The sequence below is a fragment of the Microlunatus capsulatus genome (assembly GCF_017876495.1).
Lineage (GTDB): Bacteria > Actinomycetota > Actinomycetes > Propionibacteriales > Propionibacteriaceae > Microlunatus > Microlunatus capsulatus.
Window position 1 is genome coordinate 485,211 of sequence record NZ_JAGIOB010000001.1, and the last position, 18,986, is coordinate 504,196.

15 protein-coding genes are annotated in these 18,986 nt (G+C 75.5%); 9 read left to right on the top strand and 6 right to left on the bottom strand.

All coding sequences use genetic code 11. The features are described from left to right. Positions 1-5 precede the first annotated feature (5 nt). Genes JOF54_RS02250 through JOF54_RS02260 form a run of 3 tightly spaced genes read right to left on the bottom strand, consistent with a single transcriptional unit; the run spans position 6 to position 5,463 of the window. Entirely contained in the window at positions 6-323 is a 318-nt protein-coding gene (locus JOF54_RS02250) for a Rieske (2Fe-2S) protein (RefSeq protein WP_307803741.1), read from the bottom strand. After that, on the bottom strand, positions 320-2,890 hold the full coding sequence (gene nirB / locus JOF54_RS02255) for a nitrite reductase large subunit NirB (protein ID WP_210052610.1): 2,571 nt from the start codon (positions 2,888-2,890) through the stop codon (positions 320-322). The genes JOF54_RS02250 and nirB overlap by 4 nt, the downstream gene beginning before the upstream one ends. Then, complete coding sequence (locus JOF54_RS02260) at positions 2,890-5,463, bottom strand: molybdopterin oxidoreductase family protein (protein WP_307803742.1); 2,574 nt, start codon at positions 5,461-5,463, stop codon at positions 2,890-2,892. The genes nirB and JOF54_RS02260 overlap by 1 nt, the downstream gene beginning before the upstream one ends. A gap of 241 nt (positions 5,464-5,704) precedes the next feature. On the opposite strand from JOF54_RS02260, the gene cobA reads away from it, so the two are divergent. Beyond that, the gene (cobA, locus tag JOF54_RS02265) at positions 5,705-6,811 is read left to right on the top strand and encodes a uroporphyrinogen-III C-methyltransferase (RefSeq protein WP_210052612.1); all 1,107 of its coding nucleotides are present in this window, start codon (positions 5,705-5,707) and stop codon (positions 6,809-6,811) included. Further along, the gene (locus JOF54_RS02270) at positions 6,808-7,980 is read left to right on the top strand and encodes a uroporphyrinogen-III synthase (RefSeq protein ID WP_210052614.1); all 1,173 of its coding nucleotides are present in this window, start codon (positions 6,808-6,810) and stop codon (positions 7,978-7,980) included. The genes cobA and JOF54_RS02270 overlap by 4 nt, the downstream gene beginning before the upstream one ends. Positions 7,981-8,075: 95 nt before the next feature. On the opposite strand, the gene JOF54_RS02275 is transcribed toward JOF54_RS02270, so the two are convergent. Then, on the bottom strand, positions 8,076-8,297 hold the full coding sequence (locus JOF54_RS02275; RefSeq protein ID WP_210052616.1) for a hypothetical protein: 222 nt from the start codon (positions 8,295-8,297) through the stop codon (positions 8,076-8,078). Positions 8,298-8,411: 114 nt separating this feature from the next. Here JOF54_RS02275 and JOF54_RS02280 point away from each other — a divergent pair, with 114 nt between their 5' ends. The 3 genes from JOF54_RS02280 (at position 8,412) to JOF54_RS02290 (ending at position 11,085) form a co-directional block, all read left to right on the top strand. After that, positions 8,412-8,804 (top strand): nuclear transport factor 2 family protein, encoded by a 393-nt coding sequence (locus tag JOF54_RS02280; protein ID WP_210052618.1) that lies wholly within the window; start codon positions 8,412-8,414, stop codon positions 8,802-8,804. Positions 8,805-8,837: 33 nt separating this feature from the next. After that, positions 8,838-9,467, top strand: coding sequence for a DUF8129 domain-containing protein (locus tag JOF54_RS02285; protein ID WP_210052620.1), 630 nt, complete (start codon positions 8,838-8,840; stop codon positions 9,465-9,467). An 82-nt stretch (positions 9,468-9,549) separates the two neighbouring features. Further along, the gene (locus tag JOF54_RS02290; RefSeq protein WP_210052622.1) at positions 9,550-11,085 is read left to right on the top strand and encodes an FAD-dependent monooxygenase; all 1,536 of its coding nucleotides are present in this window, start codon (positions 9,550-9,552) and stop codon (positions 11,083-11,085) included. Between the two features lie 43 nt (positions 11,086-11,128). On the opposite strand, the gene JOF54_RS02295 is transcribed toward JOF54_RS02290, so the two are convergent. Together JOF54_RS02295 and JOF54_RS02300 are read right to left on the bottom strand one after the other, a co-directional pair. Beyond that, positions 11,129-11,419 carry an Ada metal-binding domain-containing protein gene (locus JOF54_RS02295; RefSeq protein ID WP_210052624.1) on the bottom strand — a complete coding sequence of 97 codons (291 nt, stop codon included), beginning with the start codon at positions 11,417-11,419 and terminating at the stop codon, positions 11,129-11,131. Then, a complete protein-coding gene (locus JOF54_RS02300) occupies positions 11,416-13,071 on the bottom strand; it encodes a bifunctional 3'-5' exonuclease/DNA polymerase (RefSeq protein WP_210052626.1) in 1,656 nt (551 codons plus the stop codon). Before JOF54_RS02300 ends, JOF54_RS02295 begins: the two co-directional genes overlap by 4 nt. A 169-nt stretch (positions 13,072-13,240) precedes the next feature. Between JOF54_RS02300 and JOF54_RS02305 the strand changes: the two genes are divergently transcribed. The 4 genes from JOF54_RS02305 to JOF54_RS02320 all read left to right on the top strand — a co-directional run bounded on the left by JOF54_RS02305 (position 13,241) and on the right by JOF54_RS02320 (position 18,985). Further along, positions 13,241-14,254: an ABC transporter ATP-binding protein gene (locus JOF54_RS02305; RefSeq protein ID WP_210052628.1), complete on the top strand. Its 1,014-nt coding sequence runs from the start codon at positions 13,241-13,243 to the stop codon at positions 14,252-14,254. Continuing rightward, positions 14,241-15,125, top strand: a complete 885-nt coding sequence (locus tag JOF54_RS02310; protein ID WP_210052630.1) for an ABC transporter permease — start codon at positions 14,241-14,243, stop codon at positions 15,123-15,125. Before JOF54_RS02305 ends, JOF54_RS02310 begins: the two co-directional genes overlap by 14 nt. 1 nt (position 15,126) lies before the next feature. Next, positions 15,127-15,915 (top strand): ABC transporter permease, encoded by a 789-nt coding sequence (locus JOF54_RS02315; protein ID WP_210052632.1) that lies wholly within the window; start codon positions 15,127-15,129, stop codon positions 15,913-15,915. Positions 15,916-16,399: 484 nt separating this feature from the next. Then, positions 16,400-18,985, top strand: a complete 2,586-nt coding sequence (locus JOF54_RS02320; RefSeq protein ID WP_210052633.1) for an exonuclease/endonuclease/phosphatase family protein — start codon at positions 16,400-16,402, stop codon at positions 18,983-18,985. Position 18,986: the final 1 nt, after the last annotated feature.

The following is an 18,986-nucleotide window of genomic DNA, read 5'->3' on the forward strand; positions in this document are numbered from 1 at the left end:
CGGGGTCACAGCAGGAGGACGATCTCGTCGCCGTCGAGCGAGACGTCGTAGCGCGTCAGGGGCGCCGCTCCGGTGGTCGAGCAGCCGGTGGCCAGCTCGAAGGCGTTCAGGTGCAGCGGGCAGAGCACGACCGTCGCGTCGAGCTGGCCGTCCGCGAGCGGCCCGCCGCGGTGGGGGCAGACGGCCGAGAGCGCGTGCACCGCGCCGCTGCGGAGCCGGAACACCGCCACCTGCTCGCCCGCGACGTCGAAGGCGCGGCCCTCGCCGAACGGGATCTGGTCGACCGGGCCCAGCCGGTGCGGGGCCCGGGTGGCGAGGCTCACCAGGCACCGCCCAGCAGCTGCTCGGCGCGGTCGGCGGGCACCCGGGGCAGCACCTCCAGCGGCAGCGCGGTCCGGAACTGGCCCGGGGTCAGCGGCTCGCGCCCCTGCGTCCACGGGTCGACGTGGGTGTCGGCGTGCTGCTGCACGGCCGCGTCCAGCCGCTCCGCGATCCCCTCGGCGTCGTCGACCACCACCGACCGGATGTGCTCGATCCCCACCCGCGGGACCCAGGCGTAGGTGCGCTCCAGCCAGCTGGCGCTCTCGCGGTAGTACTGCAGGAAGCGGCCGGTCAGCAGCTGCGCCTCGTCCGCGGTGTCGACGGTGCACAGCAGGTCGCCCTTGCGGATGTGGGCGCCGGCGGCCCCGCCGACGTAGATCTCCCAGCGGCCGCCCTCGATGGCCACGATGCCGACGTCCTTGCAGAGCGACTCGGCGCAGTTGCGGGGGCAGCCGGAGACGGCCAGCTTCATCTTGGCCGGCGCCTCCATGCCCTGCATGCGGGTCTCGATCTCCACGCCCAGCTTGGTCGAGTCCCCGGTCCCGAACCGGCAGAACTCCTGCCCGACGCACGTCTTCACGGTGCGGAAGGACTTGCCGTAGGCGTACCCGGACGGCATGTCGAGGTCGGCCCAGACGCCGGGCAGGTCCTCCTTCTTGATGCCCAGCAGGTCGATCCGCTGGCCGCCGGTCAGCTTGACCATCGGCACCTGGTACTTCTCGGCGACGTCGGCGATCCGCCGGAGCTGCTCGGGCGTGGTCACGCCGCCGCGCATCTGCGGCACCACCGAGAAGGTGCCGTCCTTCTGGATGTTCGCGTTGACCCGGTCGTTGATGAACCGGGCGTCCTTCTCCTCCACGTACTCCTCGCCCCACATCATCTTGAGCAGCGAGGCCAGCCCCATCTTCGACTTGGCGTCCTCCGCGCCGCCCGGGGCCAGCGCGGCGAAGACGGCCGACGGGCTGCGCAGCCCCTGCTCGCGGATGATCTCCATCAGGGGCGCCTTGGCCATCGGGATGCCCGGCACGTAGTAGCTCGCCGCCGGGTCCTCCTCGACGGCGCCGCCCGCCGCGTGCTCGACCAGCTGGGCGACCAGGCCCTTGCAGGTGCCGCAGCCCTTGCCCGCGCGCGTGGAGTCCATCACCCCGGAGACGGTCCGGCAGCCGGCGGCGACGCAGTCGGTGATCGTCTTCTTGCTGACCCCGTTGCAGTTGCAGACCTGCGCGTCGTCGGCCAGCTCGGCCGCGCCGACCTCCTCCGCGGGCCCGCCGAGGTCGAACAGCAGGCCCGCCCGCTCCTCCGGCAGCGGGAGCCCGCGGTCGAACGCCTGCTGCAGGAAGGCGACCTTGCGGCTGTCGCCCAGCAGGGTGGCGCCGACCACCTTGCCGTCGCGGATCACCACGGACTTGAAGACGCCGCGGCCGGGCTCGGAGAAGACGATGTGCTCGTCGGTGTCCCGCTCGGGCTCGGTGAGGCCCATCGAGGCGACCTCGACGCCCGCCACCTTGAGCTTGGTCGCCGTCCGCGAGCCCAGGTAGGCGGCCCCGGGGTCGGCGCCGGTCAGCACGTCGGCGAGCACGACGGCCTGCTCCCAGAGCGGCGCGACCAGGCCGTAGACCTGGCCGCGGTGCTGCACGCACTCCCCCACGGCGAAGACGTCGTCGTCGTCGACGGTGCGCAGCTGGTCGTCGACGACGATCGCGCGCTCGACGGTGAACCCGCTGGTCAGGGCCACGTCGGTGTTGGGCCGGATGCCCGCGGCGACCACGACGAGGTCGCAGTCGAGCTCGGAGCCGTCCCGCAGCCGGACCCCGCGCACCCGGTCGGGGCCCCAGACGGCGGTGACGCGGTTGTTGACCTCGATGCCGATGCCGAGGTCGGCCATGCTGCGGCGCAGCACCTCCCCGCCCTCGCGGCCCAGCTGGGCGTTCATCAGCCAGCGGCCGGAGTGCACGACGTCGACGGCCAGGCCGTGGCTCTGCAGCCCGCGGGCCGCCTCCAGGCCCAGCAGACCGCCGCCGACGACGACGGCGCGGGCGTGGTCGTCGTGGCGGGCGTGCTCGACCATGCCGCGGGTGTCGTCGATGGTGCGGAAGGCGAAGATGCCGGGCAGCAGCCGACCGCCGGCGGGCCCGCCGCCCGCACCGGGCAGCCGGGCGCCGTCCATCGGCGGCATGAACGAGCGGCTGCCGGTGGCGATCACCAGCTGGTCGTAGGGGGTGACCCGGCCGTCGTCGGAGACGACCACGTGGGCGTGCCGGTCGATGCGGGTGACGCGCACCCCGGCGTGCAGGGTGATGGCGTTCTCCTCGTACCAGGCCAGGGAGTTGAGGTAGATGCCGTCCTCGTGCTCCTCGCCCGAGAGCACGTGGCTGAGCATGATGCGGTTGTAGTTGCCGTAGGGCTCGTCGCCGAACATCGTGATGGCGAACATCTCCGCCCCGCCGCGGGCCAGCACCTCCTCGACGGCGCGGGCGCCGGCCATCCCGTTGCCGATGACGACGAGCCGGCGGCGCTGGTCGCCCGGGTCGGTGGTGCCGTCGACGGCGGGGTCCACGGTGCTCGTCATCAGTGCTCCACCAGTCCCAGGTCGACGACGACGGTGCCGCTGACGCCCAGCGGGGCGACCAGCCTCAGCTCGACGACGGAGCCGCCCTCGACGTCCTCGACCACGCGGAGCGGGACGTGCACGCTCTCCTTGGCGCCCATCGGGAAGTAGCGCATGGGCACGCCGTCGCGCATCAGGACGACGGTGACCAGCTCGTCGCTGGAGTTGCCGCCGCGGAAGTAGAGGGCCTGGCCCACGACGCCGTCGGGGACGACGTGGCTGAGCTCGGGGCTGATCGGGACCGGCTTGTCGAGGCCGGCGCCCTCGAAGGGGAAGATCCCTTGCAGGAAACGGTTCTGGCTGATCATCGGGGGGTCCTCACGTCGGCGGGGCGGGGGTCGTCGGTCCGGGGCGGTGCGGGTCGTCGGGGCCGTGCTGCCGGTGGCCGCGTCGGCGGTCAGGGGCGGGCCGCTCAGCAGGTGGTCGTCGTCGGGCGCGCCGACCCGCTCGGCCCGGACGGCGCAGACCTTGAAGGCCGGCATCCGCGACAACGGGTCCAGTGCGGGGTTGGTCAGCGCGTTGGCGGCCGAGGCCCCGCCCCAGTGGAAGGGCACGAAGACGACGTCGGGGCGGATGTCGGCGCTGAGGCTGGCCCGGAAGGTCGCGGCGCCGCGGCGGGTGGTCAGCCGGACGACGTCGGCGGTCCCGATGCCCAGGGCGCGGGCCAGGTCGGGGTGCAGCTGCACCTCGGGCCCGACGGCGGACTGGGCCGGGGCCGGGTGCCGGCGGGTCTGGGTGCCGCTCTGGTAGTGCGCCTGCAGCCGGCCGGTGGTCAGCACGTGCGGGTAGGCGGCGTCGGGGGTCTCGTCGGGTCCGCGGTGCTCGACCCGGACGAAGCGGGCACGGCCGTCGGGCGTGGCGAAGCGGTCGGCGAACAGCCGCGGGGTGCCGGGGTGCGGCGGCTCGCCCTCGGCCGTGGCGGGGCAGGGCCAGAAGACGCCCTGCTCGGCGTCGACGCGCTCGTAGGTGATGCCGGAGTAGTCGGCCGGACCGCCGGCGCTGGCCCGGCGCAGCTCGTCGAAGACCGCGCGGGGATCGGTCGAGAAGTGCTGGCCCCGGCCCAGCCGCTCGGCCAGCCCCTTCATCAGGTGGAGGTCGTCGTGCACGCCCTCGGGCGGCCGCAGCGCCTGCCGGCGGCGGATCACCCGGCCCTCGAGGTTGGTCATCGTGCCCTCCTCCTCGGCCCACTGGGCGGTCGGGAGGACGACGTCGGCCAGCGCGGCGGTCTCGGACAGGAAGATGTCGGAGACCACGAGCAGGTCGAGGGCGGCGAGCCGGTCGCGGACCCGGTTCACGTCGGGGGCCGAGACGACGAGGTTGGACGCGAGCACCAGCAGGGCGCGGACGCCGCCGGGGGTGCCGAGCCGGTCGAGCATCTCGAACGCCGACAGGCCCGGCTGCGGCAGCGACGCGGGGTCGACGCCCCAGACGGCGGCGACGTGCGCCCGGTCGGCCGGGTCGGCGAGCTTGCGGTAGCCGGGCAGCTGGTCGGCCTTCTGGCCGTGCTCACGACCGCCCTGCCCGTTTCCCTGGCCGGTGATGGTGCCGTAGCCCGAGAACGGCCGGCCCGGCAGCCCCAGGGCGAGGGCGAGGTTGACCCAGGCCTGGGCCGTGTCGGTGCCGCTGCTGTGCTGCTCGGCCCCCCGGGCGGTGAGGATCACGGCCCGGTCGACGCCGGCCAGCGCGTGCAGCGTCTGCCGCATCGACTCGACGGGGACGCCGGTGATCCGCTCGACCCGGTCCGGCCAGGAGGACGCGACGCCGGCCCGGACGGCGTCGAACCCGGTCGTCCGCTCCGCCACGTAGGCCTCGTCGACCAGCCCCTCCTTCACCGCCAGGTGCAGCAGACCGTTGGCCAGGGCCAGGTCGGTGCCGGGCAACGAGGCGAGGTGCAGGGCCGCGCCCTGGGCCGTGGCGGTCGCCCGGGGGTCGACGACGACGTGGGTCGCCCCGGCGGCCCGGCCCGCGTCGAGGAACTGCATGGCCGGCGGCATGGTCGCGGCGGGGTTGGCCCCGACCAGCACCACCGTCTGCGCCTCGGCGAGGTCGGCGAGCGGGAAGGGCAGGCCGCGGTCCAGGCCGAAGGCCCGGTTGCTCGCGGTGGCCGCCGAGGACATGCAGAACCGGCCGTTGTAGTCGATCATCGCCGTGCCCAGCGCGACCCGCGCGAACTTGCCGAAGGTGTAGGCCTTCTCGTTCGTCAGCCCGCCGCCGCCGAAGCAGCCGACGGCGTCGCGGCCGTGCTCGGCCTGCAGCCGGACCAGGTGCCCGGCGACGAGGTCGAGCGCCTCGTCCCAGCCGGCGGCGCGGAACGGGCTGGTCCGGTCCCCGGGGACGCTCCGCACCAGCGGGCTGAGCAGCCGCTGCGGGTGGTCGAGCAGCCCGGCCGCGTTCCAGCCCTTGGAGCACAGCCCGCCCCGGTTGGTGGGGAAGTCCGGCTGCGGCTCCAGCGTCGCCGGCCGGTCGCCGGCCACCACCGAGATCCCGCACTGCAGCGAGCAGTACGGGCAGTGCGTGAGGGTCGCGGCGGCCACGCCCTCATCGTGGGAGAGCCCTGTTACGGACGAGGGGGCCGCGAGGTTACGAGCCCTTTCCCGTCCACTCACACGACTCCGGGCACCGCGTGAGGGGTCGGGCACCCCGCACCCCTCCCACCACTTTTACCGCGGCGAAACGTCCGGGTAACCGGCCCTGCCTAGTGTGCGGAGCGGCGCCGGGGGCGCCCGGAGCGGCCGAGCCCCGGGACGGCCCCTTCCGAGGAGGGCTGGAGCCAGCATGCAGATCGACGTCGACGTGAGCGGCCGCAAAGTCGTGGTCTTCGGGACCCGGGCGGGCACGCGTCGCGTCGTGCGCCGCTACGCCCGGGCCGGGGCCCGCGTCACCGTGGCCGTCCCCGGCCTGCTGCCGCCCGTCCTCGCCAGCCCCGACGGCGTCCGCGTCGTCCTGCAGCCGGACCCGGCCGACGCCCGCGGGCTGCTCCGGCTCGTCGGACCGGCCTGGTCGGTCGTGGTGGTCGACGCCGAGCCCGAGCTGGACCGGCACGTCACGGCGCTGGCCGGCCACCTGCGCGTCCTGCTGCAGCGCGAGGAGCCGGCCGCGGCGGCGGGCCAGGTGGTGCTGGTCGGCGGCGGTCCCGGCTCGACCCGGCTGCTGACGCTGGAGGCGGTCGCGGCGCTGCGGGAGGCCGACGTCGTCCTCTACGACCGGCTGGCCCCCACCGACGACCTGGCCGAGCTCACCGCCGGCGCCGAGCTGGTCGACGTCGGCAAGCGCCCCTACCACCACCCGGTCACCCAGCGCTCGATCGAGGAGCAGCTGGTGGCCCGGGCCCGGGCCGGGCAGTCCGTCGTCCGGCTCAAGGGCGGCGACCCCTTCGTCTTCGGCCGGGGCGGTGAGGAGCTGCTGGCCTGCGTCGCGGCCGGAGTCCCCGTCCGGGTGGTCCCGGGCGTCTCGAGCGCCCTCGCGGTGCCCGCCGCCACCGGCATCCCCGTCACCCACCGCGGGCTCAGCCACTCCTTCACCGTCATCTCGGGGCACGTCCCGCCGCCCGCGGAGGAGCTGGCGGCCCTGGTCCGGCTGGGCGGCACCGTGGTGGTGCTGATGGGCATCGCCAACCTCGAGCAGATCGTCGCCGGCCTCCTCGCCGCCGGCCTCGACCCCGCCGTCCCCGCGGCCGTGGTCGAGCGGGGGTTCTCCGCCTCCCAGCGCAGCACCTTCACCTCGGTCGGCCGGCTGCCGGCGGAGGTGCGACGGCTCGACCTCGTCTCCCCCGCCGTCGTGGTGATCGGGGCCGTGGTCGACGTCGCGCCCGCCGCCGGCCGGACCGGCGAGCTGGTGGGCGCCCTCGACGCCGTCGCCCCGGCGCAGGTGCCGCGGCCGTGAGCACGGCCTCGGGGGCGACGGCCGACCCGGCACCGACGGGGGGTCCGCGCGGCGGCGCCGCCCGCGTCGAGCAGCTGAGCGGGTTCCGGGTGGGGGTCACCTCCGACCGGCGCTCGCAGGACCTGATCACCGCGCTGGAGCGGCGGGGCGCGCAGGTGCTGCACGCCCCCGCCCTCAAGATCGCGCCCAACGACCAGGACGCCACCCTGCTGGAGGAGACGCGCGAGCTGATCCGGCAGCGTCCGGAGGTCGTCCTGGTCACCACCGGCTACGGGATGCGCCGCTGGTTCGAGGTCGCCGACACCGCCGGCCTCGGCGCGGAGCTGACGGCCGTGCTGGAGCAGGCGCAGATCTTCGCGCGCGGCCCCAAGGCGGTCGGCGCCGTCCGGGCGGCCGGGCTCGAGGACGCCCAGCCCACCGACCTCGACACCACCGCCTCGCTGGTCGACGCCGTGGCCGACCGGGCCCTGACCGGGCGCCGCGTGGCCATCCAGCTGCACGGCTACACCGACGAGGTCCAGCTGGGCCGGCTCCGGGCGCTGAGCGCCGAGGTGCTGACCGTGACGCCCTACCGCTGGGTGCAACCGGCGGCGACCGACCGGCTCCCCCGGCTGATCGAGGCCGCCACCCGCGACCAGCTCGACGCCGTCGTCTTCACCTCCGCCCCGGGAGCGGTCGCCACCCTGGAGACGGCCGAGGCGCTCGGGCTGCGGAGCGCCCTGGTGCGGGCCCTGTCGGGCCCGGTGCTGGCCGCGGCCGTGGGACCGGTGACGGCCGCGCCGCTGCGCGCGGCGGGGGTGGAGCCGGTCGTGCCCGAGCGCTACCGGCTGGGGGCACTGATCCGGCTGGTCTGCGAGCAGCTGGGCGAGCACCGCGTCGAGCGGTACCAGAGCGGCGACGTGCTGCTCGAGGTCCGCGGCCGCCAGGTCAGCGTCGACGGCCGGCTGGTGCCACTGGGACCGAACGCCCTGGCCCTGGTCAAGACCCTGGCCCGCTCGGCGACGGTGGTGTCGCGGGCCGAGCTGGTCGACGCCCTCCCGGAGGTCCTGGACGACCACGCGCTGGAGGTGGCGATGAGCCGGCTGCGACGGAGCCTCGACGTCCCCGGGCTGATCAGCACCGTCGTCCGCCGGGGCTACCGGCTGAACGCCTTCCGCGTGCACGGCTGAGCCCGTCCCGCGCCCCGTCGTGACGGCCGCGCCCGGTGCTCGGGGCGCGGGAGTCCCGGCGGGGCGCGGGAGCACGGACGGGGCGCGGCAGCGGGTCAGCTGGAAGGGCCGTCGTCGTCGCGGTCGTAGAACACGAGCCAGCCGACGTGCACGCCGTGGAGCAGGAGGACGAAGCCCACGACGGCGCCCGCGGTGGTGGTGATCGGCGGGCCGACGTCGTGGGCGCTCAGCACCAGGGCGGCCACCATCAGCGAGCAGCCGGCCAGGGCTGACCGGCTGGACCGGCGCTTGCGCCGGCCGACCTCCGCGGGGTCCATGCCCCGACGGTAGCCGCGTGGCCCTCGCCCGGGCGGCCGGCGCTGGACAGCCGTCGCCCGTCGTCCTACCGTGCGGAGGAGAGTGACGCGCGTCATACCACCAGGGGAGCAGACGTGAGCAACCAGGAGATCGTCGAGCGGGCGTACGGGCACTTCGCGGCGGGTGAGATCCCCCAGGTGCTGGGCCTGCTGACCGAGGACGTGCGCTGGACCGAGTCCGAGGGCTCCTTCAACGGCGGCACCTACACCGGCGGGCCGGCCGTGCTCGAGAACGTCTTCGCCCGGCTGGGGGCCGAGTGGGAGGGGTTCGAGCCCCGGCCCGACGCCGTCGTCGCGGACGGCGACCAGGTGGTGGTGCGCGGCTGGTACACCGGCACCCACCGCACGACGGGCCGCTCCTTCCGGGCCCGCTTCGTCCACTGGTGGACCGTGCGGGACGGGCGCCTGGCAACCTTCGAGCAGGTCTGCGACACCGCGGTCATGGGTGCTGCGCTGCCGTCGGCCTGAGTACCTCCCGCGCGTCCGGGTAGACAGGGGCGCATGACACCTGGGTACCCGGCGGACTGGGACGACAAGTACACCGACCCGCAGCTGCGGCTCCGGCTCAAGGACGAGGTGGTCGCCGGCGACAAGGGCGGCAAGCCCGGGCAGTGGAGCGCCCGCAAGGCGCAGCTGCTGGCCGCCGAGTACGAGAAGGCTGGCGGCGGCTACCGCGGTGAGAAGGACGAGAGCCAGCAGCACCTCACCGCGTGGACCGACGAGAGGTGGCAGACCGCGGACGGCTCGGCCGACGCGCGCACCGGGGGTCCGCAGGAGAGGGGCGGGGCGTCGCGGCGCTACCTGCCCGAGAAGGCCTGGGAGCAGCTGTCGGAGGAGGAGAAGCGCGCCACCGACGCCGAGAAGGCCGCCGGCAGCGCCCGCGGGGAGCAGTTCGTGCCCAACACCGACGCCGCCGCCGAGGCCGGGCACGACGCCCGCCAGCACCACCCCCAGCCGGGCGACGCGGACGCGCCGCCGCTGGAGGGCTACGACGACCTCGACGCCCGGCAGGCGGCGAAGGAGGTCGCGGCCCTGGACGACGACGACCAGGTCCGGGCCGTGCGCGACCACGAGCGGGCGCACAAGAACCGCAAGACGGTCCTCGACCGGGTCGAGCGAGAGCTCTCCTGAGCCCGGTGCGGGCAGCGGGCCACGGACGGTGCCGGGCAGGCCGGAGCAGCAGGCCGATGACGCCGAGCCCGACGGGGCCGCCGTGAGCACGCAGGTGCTGGTCGTCGGCGCCGGCCCCACCGGGCTGGCGCTCGCGCTGTCCCTCGTGCGGTCGGGGGTGGCCGTCCGGGTGGTCGACCGCCGGCCCGGTCCCGCCGGGGAGTCCCGGGCCCTCGACGTGCAGGCCCGCACCCTGGAGCTCTACCGGGCCCTCGGCGTCGCGGACCGGTTGGTCGACGCGGGCGTGCGGGTGCGCCAGGTCCGGGTGCAGGACGGCGTCCGGACGCTGGCCGTGCGCGACATCGGCGACGCCGGCGCCGGGCTCAGCCGCTACCCCTACATCCTCTGCTGCCCGCAGGACACCCACGAGGAGCTGCTCGTGTCCGCGCTGGCGGAGGCGGGGCTGGAGGTGGAGTTCGGCACCACGTGCGTCGGCCTCGCGCAGGACGACGGCGCCGTCACCGCCACGCTCCGGGGACCGGCCGGCGGCCTCGAGCGGCTGGAGGTGGGCTACCTCGCGGGCTGCGACGGCTCCCGCAGCACCGTCCGCGACGAGCTGGGCACCGCCTACCGGGGCACGAGCTCGGACCGCCGCTACGTCGTCGCCGACGTCACCGCCACCGGGCCGGCCGCGGCGCCGCCCGAGCAGGGCGCCTTCAGCTTCTGCCTGTCCCGCGACGACTTCCTGCTCGTGGTGCCGGCCCGGCCCGACGGCACCTCCCGGTTCGTCGGCCTGCTGCCCACCGGGCTGGGCGACGACGTCGGGTTCGAGGACGTCCGCGGCTTCGCCGAGCGGACCACCGGGACCCGCGTCGGGGCGGTGCACTGGTTCTCCACCTACGGGGTGAGCCACCGGGTCGCCGAGCGGCTGCGCACCGGTCGGGTGTTCCTGCTGGGCGACGCCGGCCACGTGCACAGCCCGCTCGGCGGCCAGGGCATGAACACCGGGGTCGGCGACGCGGTGAACCTGGGCTGGAAGCTCTCCGCCGTCCTGCAGGGTCGGGCCCCGGCGTCGCTGCTGGACAGCTACGAGGCCGAGCGGCTGCCGTTCGCGCGCCGCCTGGTCGCCACCACCGACCGGGTGTTCGACCGCGTCACCGGCGCCGGGCGCCGCGCCCGGCTGGCCCGCCGGCTGCTGTTCCGGGTCGCGCTGCCAGCCGTTCTCGCGACCCGGGTGGGGCGCCGCGCCGCCGGGGCGGCGGTCGGCCAGATCCGGCTGCGCTACCGCGGCGGGCCGCTCAGCGAGGGCCGGGCGGGCCGGGTGCGCGGTGGCGACCGGCTGCCCTGGGTCGACCCGGGCGACGGCCGCGACACCCACGCCCCGCTCGACGCGCTCGACTGGCAGGTGCACGTCCACGGCGACGTCCGGCCGGCCTTGGCCGCCGCCTGCGCCGCGCGGGGGCTGGCCGTCCACCGCTGGCCCTGGTCCGGGGCGGCCCGGGCGGTCGGCCTGCGCCGCCACGCCGCCTACCTCGTCCGTCCCGACGGCTACGTCGCCCTCGCCGACCCGGCGCAGGACCCCGCCCGGCTGCTCCGCCACCTCGACCGGCGGGGGCTGCGCCCGCGTCCATCCGCCTGAGGAGCCGGGCCGCCCGCGACGCGCCACCCGTCGTCGTACCCGGTCAGCCTGCGGGTGCCCGATCGCGCCGCCAGACCCGGTAGGCCTCCGGCAGGCAGACGGCGCAGAGCCGGTAGCCGGCCGCGCGCGCGGTCTCCTCGCGGGCGAAGAACACCCGGGAGGCCGCGTAGCCGCCGGCCGCCAGCGCACGGGCCGCCGCCCGGCAGTCGAGCCGCCCGTAGACCCGGCTGCGGCGGTGCCCGCCGAGGCGTCCCGGGACCGTGCTGAGCACGGGCCGGCCGTCGGCGCCCAGCAGCCGGTAGCGGGCCGGCCCCGACGGGTCGTCGGGGCTCATCCCGCCTCCGCGTAGCTCTGCACGCACTGCACGTCCAGGGCGAACTCGACGGGGAACCGGCCGAAGAGCAGCTCGCCCGCGCGTCGGGCCGCCGCCCGGACCGCCTCCTCCACGGCTCCGGCCAGCGCCTCCGGGGTCTCGACGATCACCTCGTCGTGCAGGAAGTAGACGAGCGCCGGCCGGACGCCGTCGACGGGCTCCAGCGCCCGCAGCCGGCGGCGGAGGTCGGCCAGCCAGCACAGCGCCCACTCCGCCGCCGTGCCCTGCACGACGAAGTTCCGGGTGAAGCGGCCCTGGTCGCGGGCCTGGCTGCGGGCGCGGCGCTGGTCGGCCGGCGTCGCCTCCGGCAGGCTCGCCCGCTGCTGCACCCGGTGCCAGGACTCCGGGGGCGGCGGGGAGCTCCGGCCCAGCCAGGTGGTGACGACCTCGCCGCGCTCCCCCGCCCGGGCGGCTTCCTCGACGTGGCCGGTGGCGCGCGGGTAGCTGCGCAGCAGCCGCGGCATCAGCTGGCCGGCCTCGCCCGAGGTCGCGCCGTAGAGGGCGCCCAGCATGGCCACCTTGGCGTGCGCGCGGGTGTCCACCACGTGCTCGTCGACCAGCGCCTGGTACAGGTCGCCGGCCCGGCTGGCCCGCGCCATCGCCTCGTCCCGGGCCATGGCCGCCAGCACCCGCGGCTCCAGCTGGGCCGCGTCGGCGACGACGAGCCGTCGGCCGGGAGCGGCCACGACGGCGGCCCGGACCTGCTTGGGCAGCTGCAGCGCACCGCCGCCCCGGGCGGCCCAGCGGCCGGTGACGACGCCGGCGGGCAGGTACTCGGGGCGGAACCGGCCGTCGCGGACCCAGGCCGCCAGCCAGCTCCAGCCGTTGGCGCTGAGCAGCCGGGCCAGCTTCTTGTACTCCAGCAGCGGGGCGACGACGGGGTGGTCGAGGCGTTCCAGCTCCCACTGCCGGGTGCTGTCGACGGTCAGCCCCTGGGTGTGCAGCGCCCGCAGCAGGTCCGGGCCCGAGTCGGGGTTGAGGCCCGGGGCCCGCAGCAGCGTCCGGACCTCCCCCGCCAGCGCCTCCAGGCGGGCCGGCCGCCCGCCGGGCAGCGGCCGCGGGCCCAGCACCCGGGTGAGCAGGGCATCGTGCTCGGCCTCGTCGAAGGGCAGCCCGACGGCGGTCAGCTCGGCGGCGACGAGGGCGCCGGCCGACTCGGCGGCCAGCAGCAGCCGCAGCCGGTCCCGCCGGGCCGAGGCCTCCACGGCCTCCTGCTGGCGGGCGTGCTCGGCGACCACCTCGGCCAGGTCCGGGGCGCCATCGGCCGCCGTAAGGTCGAGCAGGCTGGGCTCCCCGCCGGTGCTGACCGGGTCGACGGGACGCCAGCGCTCGTCGTCCGCGCCCGCGAGGGGGACGTCGAGGTACCGCGAGCGCGCCAGCACCGCGTGGCCCAGCCGCAGGTCCTGCGCCCGGCCGACGGCGACCCCGGCCGCGAGCAGCGGCGGGTGCAGGGCGGTGGTGTCGGCCCAGACCCAGCGCGGCCCCAGCCGCTCCAGCTCGGCCACCCGGGCGGGCGCCGCCGGCCCGCGCAGCCGCTCCACCGGTCCCGGGCGGCCGCCCTCCAGCACGGCGAGGGCGAGCGCGTCGTCGTCGGCGGCGAGGGCGATGTCCACCCGCGGAACCCTAGGGCCGACCGCTGACAGCGGGGGCCGCCGGTGCGCCGCGCGGAACTGTCAGCGGGGCGCGCCATGATGTCCCGGCCGGTCGCCGCGCGGCCAACCCGCTCGCGCGCTCCCCGGTCGTCGGGCAGGATCGGGGCCGGCAGAAGGAGGGACGCCCGCGATGGCGGACATCGAGGTCCAGGACCTGGGCAAGACCTACGTCGTGCCCGAGCGCGAGGGCGGGGTGAAGGCGGCGCTGACGTCGCTGGTGCACCGGCGCACGCGGCAGGTCCGCGCCGTGGCCGGGGTGAGCTTCACCGTCGACCGGGGCGAGGTGGTCGGCTTCCTCGGCCCGAACGGCGCGGGCAAGACGACGACGCTGAAGATGCTCGCCGGGCTGCTGCACCCCACCACCGGGACCGCCTCGGTGCTGGGCCACACGCCCTGGCTGCGCGACCGGGCCTACCTGGGCCGGATGGCGCTGGTCATGGGCAACCGCAACCAGCTGCAGTGGGACATCCCCGTGCTCGACTCCTACCGGCTGTACCAGGCGATCTTCCGCATCGGGCCCGCCGACTTCACCCGCCGGCTGGCCGAGCTCACCGAGCTGCTCGAGCTGGGCGACCTGCTGCGCAAGCCGGTCCGCAACCTCAGCCTGGGCGAGCGGATGAAGTGCGAGATCGCCGGGTCGCTGCTGCACTACCCGGCCGTGCTGTTCCTCGACGAGCCGACCATCGGCCTGGACGTCGCCATGCAGCGCCGCATCCGCTCCTTCGTCGCCGAGTACAACCAGCGCACCGGCGCCTGCGTGATGCTGACCTCCCACTACATGGCCGACGTCGAGGCGCTCTGCCGCCGGGTCGTGGTGATCCACCGCGGCAGCCTGCTGTTCGACGGCGAGCTGTCCGCCCTGGTCGACCGGTTCGCGGCGCACAAGGTGATCACCGTCGCCCTCGAGGAGGGCAGCACCGTCTCCGACGCCGAGCTCGCCGACCTGGTCGGGGGGACGGTGACCGGCCGGACGCCCACCAGCGTCACGGTGCAGGTCCCGCGGGCGCACACCCCGACCGCGGCCGGCCAGCTGCTGGCCCGGCTGCCGGTGGTCGACCTGACCATCGAGGACCCGCCCATCGAGGGCGTCATCGAGGACGTGTTCGCCTCGCCCGCGGAGGAGGCCGGCCGTGAGGGCCGCTGAGCCGGGTCCGCTCCGGCAGCGCGACGAGCCGGGCGACGCGGCGCCCCGGCCGTCGTTCGGGGCGTTCTCCCCGGCGGCGCTGGCGCTCTACTACCGCCGCCAGTTCGGCTCGGCGCTCGCGAACAACCTGGCCTACCGCGGGGCGGTGGCCATCTGGGTGGTCACCAGCGTCATCCAGCCGCTGGTCTTCATCGTCGTCTGGCGGACGGTGGCGGGCTCCGGCAGCACCGGGGGCTACACGGCCGCCCAGTTCGTCGCCTACTTCCTCGTGATGATGGTGGTCGACCACCTGACCTTCATCTGGCACATGTGGGAGTTCGAGTACCGGATCCGCACCGGGGCGTTCTCCCCGCTGCTGCTCCGGCCGGTGCACCCCATCCACAACGACGTCTGCGAGAACCTCAGCTACAAGCTGGTCGGGCTGGTGGGGATCCTGCCCGCCGCCGTCCTGCTGGCCGTCGTCTTCGGCGCCGACCTGTCGGCGACGACGCCGGCGACGGTGCTGGCCTTCCTGCCCGCGGTCCTGCTGGCGATGGTGCTGCGCTTCGTCGTCGAGTGGTGCGTGGCCCTCTCGGCCTTCTGGCTCACCAAGGTCTCGGCCATGAACGCCGTCTTCTTCTCCCTCTTCACCTTCCTCGGCGGCCAGTTCGCCCCGCTCTCGGTGCTGCCGGGCTGGATGCAGACCGTCGCGGCCTGGACGCCCTTCCCGTGGACGCTCGCCTTCCCCGTCGAGGTGCTGCTGGGCCGGCGCACCGGGACCGAGCTGCTGGTCGGCTACGGGGCGCAGGTGGTCTGGGTCGTCGTCGCGCTCGTGGTCCTGCGCCTGCTGTGGAGCCGTGCCACCCGCCGCTACAGCGCGGTCGGGGCCTGAGGTGCACTCGCTGCGGGTGCTGCGCGCCTTCTTGACCGTCGGCGTGCTAAACATCGTGCAGTACCGCTCGGACTTCGTCATCGCCCTGGTCAACGCCGCCATCAGCCTGGTCACGCAGGTGCTCGGGCTGTCGGTGATCTTCACCAACACCGCCGACCTGCGGGGCTGGACGGCCGACGACCTGCTGGTGCTGATCGGCGTCCACTTCTTCATCAGCGGCCTCGTCGGCCTGGTCATCCGGCCCTCGATGGAGGCGCTGATGGAGGGCATCCGGCTGGGCACGTTCGACTTCCTGCTGACCAAGCCGGCCGACTCCCAGCTGCTCGCCAGCTCCCAGGTGGTGGCGCCGCAGGCCGCGACCGACCTCGTCGTCGGGGTCGGCGTCGTGGCCTACGGGGTGTCGCGGACCGGGCTGTCCCTGGACGCCGGATCCCTGGCCCTGTTCCTCGTCACCCTGGCCGCCGGCTTCGCGACCGTCTACTGCTTCCTGCTGCTGCTCTCGACGCTGGCGTTCTGGTTCGTCAAGCTCGACAACATCCTGGTGATCTTCCAGGCCCTCTTCGGCAACGCCGGGCGCTGGCCGGTGACCATCTTCCCGGGCTGGATGCGGCCGGTGCTCACCTTCGTCGTGCCGATCGCGTTCGCGGTGACCGTGCCCGCCCAGGCCCTCACCGGGCAGCTCACCGGCGGCGCCGCCCTGCTCTCGGTCGCCGTCGCCGTCGGCTTCGTCGTCGCCTCGCGGGCCTTCTGGCTGGTGGCCCTGCGCCGCTACACCGGCGCCTCCGCTTGAGGCCCGGCCTCCCGAGCCGGTCGCCGTGCGACCCGGGTCCTCCCGTACCCGGGCCGGTCCGCCCGCGCCCGCGCTGACGCGGCCGGGGGGCCCGGGACCATCGACCCGCCAGGGCCCGGTCGACCCGGGACCATCGACCGGCGGAGGGCCCGCCCGACCCGGGACCTAAGGCTGCGGGGACGGGTGCTTTCTCCCCTGCCCGCGGCCTTGCCGGGACAGCAGGATGGAGGTCATCAGGTGCTGCTCGGGGGCAGGCCACGACCTCTCCAGGAGTCTCCATGTCCCCCACGGGCCCCCGCCGCCGTCCCTCCCGGGCGACCGTCGTGACCCGGGACGACCCGCCGCCCGACCCCGCCCGCTGACCCGGCGGGCCCCGGCCCGCCGCGACGTCCCTCCCCGCTGCACCCCTCCCCCGCCCTCCCGCGCTGACGCACGCCCGCGTCGCGCTGTCCGGTGCCTCGACGGCCCGCCAGGAGAACCCCCGATGATCCGCAAGCCCGCCGGAACCCTCACCGCCCTCGTCCTCGCGCTCGGCCTCGGCACCGTCGCCGCGCCGCTGACGGCCACCACGGCCGTCGCCGCGGTGGCCCGCCCCGCCTCCTTCACCTCCGTCTCCTCCACCCCGGGACCGCAGCCCGGCGAGGTGACCATCCGCTGGACCCACGACGGGAAGAACACGACCCGCTACGAGGTGGAGACCGGACTGACGAGCTTCAGCCGCACCGACTCCTCGATGCCGCTGCACGCGCGCGGCTGGAAGGTCTTCACCGCCCCGGCGGGCGCCCGCAGCCTCACCCTGACCGCCGAGCAGACGGCCGCCGCCGGCGCCCCGCTGGGCTCGGCCAACCACCTCTACTTCCGCCTGCGGGCGGTCAACACGACCTCGGCGGGCGAGACCTTCCGCGACCACCCGAACCTGCAGACCGTCGGGGTCGCCCCCCCGACCCCGGCCGCCGCGGGCACGCCGCTGCGGGTCGGGCAGTTCAACGTCCGCACCGCCCGGGCCACCACCGACCCGCAGACCTGGCTGCAGCGCGTGCCCGCCGTCGCCCGGCAGATCATCGACCACCGGCTCGGTCTCGTCGCGCTCCAGGAGCTCGGCCCGGGCCGGGCCGACGGCGTCAGCGGCAGCACCGGCGGCCGCCCGCGGCAGACCGAGAGCCTGCTCACCGAGCTGGCGAAGCAGGACGCGGGCCGCTACAAGCTGATCCAGACGACCCCCTACGTCAAGGCCGGCACCGAGGCCAGCACCCAGGGCATGCGGATCCTCTACGACAGCGCGAAGTACACGATGCTCAGCCCGTGCGCCGACAAGACCGGCTCCAGCGCCTGGAACGACGTCTGCACCGTCGCCCTCCCGATCCGGCCCAGCGGCGACAGCGACTCCGACCGGCGCAAGGCCGTCTACTCGCTCTTCGCCGACAAGGCCACCGGCGAGCGCTTCTACTTCGTCTCGGTCCACCTCGACGCCCGGCACTCCACCGACGCCGCCGTCGAGCGCACCTACGACCAGCTCCGCGCCTCCCAGGTGGCGGCGGCCGTCGACGGGGTCGCCCGCCAGAACAGCCAGGGCCTGCCGGTCGTCCTCGGCGGGGACATCAACACCTGGCAGAACAACAAGGTCGGCTACACCGCCCACGACGTGCTGGTCGACAAGGGCTTCCACGACACGGCCGCCGCGGAGCAGACCACCAACCTGCGCTTCACCACCATGAACGACTTCAAGACCACGCTGGCCGACCCGGGCACGGGCTTCGGCTCGCGGCTCGACGTGCTGATGACCAAGGGGTTCGAGGGCCCGGTGGCCTGGGAGAACGTCATGAAGGTGACCGACAGCGCCCGGCCGTCGGACCACAACATGGTGACGGCCGAGCTCCGGCTGCCCGGCGACGGCGCGGGCTCCGGCTCCGGCGGGACGGGGACGGGCTCCGGCGGGACCGGGACCGGCTCCGGGGGCACCACCGCTCCCGACACCGACGGCTACCGGCCCGTGACGCCCACCCGGGTCGTCGACACCCGGGCCGGCACCGGGGCGGCCGCCCCGCTCGCCGCCCAGGGCACCCTCGCGATCCCGGTCGCCGGCCGCGCCGGCGTCCCCGCCACCGGCGTGGGCGCCGTCGTCCTCAACCTCACCTCCGTCGGCGCCAGGTCCGGCGGCTACCTCACCGCCTACCCGTCCGGCCAGCCCCGCACGACGGCCTCGACCCTCAACTTCACCACCGGCACGTCGATGGCCAACAGCGTCGTGGTCGGGGTCGGCGCCGACGGCGCCGTCCAGCTCTACGGCTCCGCCGCCACCGACGTCCTCGTCGACGTGCAGGGCTGGTTCCCGACCGGCTCGGACTACACCGCGCTGAGCCCGGCCCGGCTGCTCGACACCCGCAACGGGACCGGCGCCGCGAAGGCGCCGGTCGCGGGGACGCAGAAGATCGACCTGCAGGTCACCGGCCGCGGCGGGGTCCCGGCCAGCGGCGTCGGCTCGGTCGTGCTGAACCTCACCGCCACCGGAGCCAGCGGCACCGGCTACCTGACGGCCTACCCGGCGGGCGCCTCCCGGCCCGGCGCCTCGACCCTGAACTACGTGCGGGGCGCGACGACGGCGAACGGCACCGTGCTCAAGGTCGGCAGCGGCGGCAAGGTCAGCCTCTACGTCTCGGCCGGCACCCACCTCGTCGCCGACGTCCAGGGCTGGTTCCCGACCAGCTCGGACCTCACCGGCCTCACCCCGGCCCGCCTGCTGGACACCCGGGACGGGACCGGCGCCCGCGCGGCGGCCGTGCCCGCCGGTGGCAGGGTCGACCTCCAGGTGACCGGACGCGAGGGCGTCCCCACCGCGGGCGTGCGGGCCGTCGTCCTCAACGTCACCGCCGCGCAGGCGGCCACGACGGGCTTCGTCTCGGTCCGCCCCACGGGTGCAGCGACCACCAGCGCCACCGACCTCGCCCTCGTCCCCGGCCGGGCGATCGCCAACCGGGTGATCGTGCCCGTCAGCGCCGACGGCCGGGTGAGCCTGAGCTCGACCGCGCAGACCGAGCTGGTCGCCGACGTCGTCGGCTACCTGGCCGGCTGAC

Bases quoted from the DNA above. Each gene is read 5' to 3' on its own strand.
- cobA (WP_210052612.1), top strand. From the start codon at position 5,705: ATGCAGATCGACGTCGACGTGAGCGGCCGCAAAGTCGTGGTCTTCGGG.
- JOF54_RS02275 (WP_210052616.1), bottom strand. From the start codon at position 8,297: ATGGACCCCGCGGAGGTCGGCCGGCGCAAGCGCCGGTCCAGCCGGTCA.
- JOF54_RS02320 (WP_210052633.1), top strand. From the start codon at position 16,400: ATGATCCGCAAGCCCGCCGGAACCCTCACCGCCCTCGTCCTCGCGCTC.
- JOF54_RS02285 (WP_210052620.1), top strand. From the start codon at position 8,838: ATGACACCTGGGTACCCGGCGGACTGGGACGACAAGTACACCGACCCG.
- nirB (WP_210052610.1), bottom strand. From the start codon at position 2,890: ATGACGAGCACCGTGGACCCCGCCGTCGACGGCACCACCGACCCGGGC.
- JOF54_RS02305 (WP_210052628.1), top strand. From the start codon at position 13,241: ATGGCGGACATCGAGGTCCAGGACCTGGGCAAGACCTACGTCGTGCCC.
- JOF54_RS02295 (WP_210052624.1), bottom strand. From the start codon at position 11,419: ATGAGCCCCGACGACCCGTCGGGGCCGGCCCGCTACCGGCTGCTGGGC.